This is a genomic window from Haloferax profundi (assembly GCF_001469865.1).
Taxonomy (GTDB): domain Archaea; phylum Halobacteriota; class Halobacteria; order Halobacteriales; family Haloferacaceae; genus Haloferax; species Haloferax profundi.
On the sequence record NZ_LOPV01000358.1, the window covers coordinates 1 to 491 of the forward strand.

1 pseudogene is annotated in these 491 nt (G+C 51.7%); it reads right to left on the minus strand.

Annotated features, from left to right (window positions below):
- Positions 1 to 165: 165 nt before the first annotated feature.
- A pseudogene (locus AUR66_RS23085) lies at positions 166 to 491 on the minus strand (serine hydroxymethyltransferase); the annotation flags it as partial.

Consider the following 491-nt stretch of genomic DNA (forward strand, 5'->3'; position numbering starts at 1 on the left):
TGAACGCGGTGTAGACATCATCCGTGTCCATGATGTTCTCGAGAACTCGATTGCCGTCAATATCGTTGAGGAGTGTCATCGCACTACTCGGGCAGAGAATCAATAGCCGACCGATCCGTTTTCAGTCGAAAACGTAGTAGATTGAGATTCTAGCTCGTCTTCGCGTTAGTGGTAAACGGGGAAGTCGTTCGCGAGGATGTTTATCTGGTCACTGATATCCGAAGCTAGCTCGTCGTCGTCTGGACTATCGAGAAGGTCGGCAATGTGGTGTGCTATACGTTCAACCTCGGTTTCTGTGAATCCCCGAGTTGTCACGGCTGGCGTCCCAATCCGAATCCCACTCGTGACGAATGGTGACCGACTCTCACCAGGGACAGTATTCTTGTTGACCGTGATACCAACTGACTCCAGACGTTCTTCTGCATCCTTCCCAGTAACCTCTGGGTGTGAGTCACGGAGGTCTACCAGCAGGAGGTGCTTATCTGTCCCAC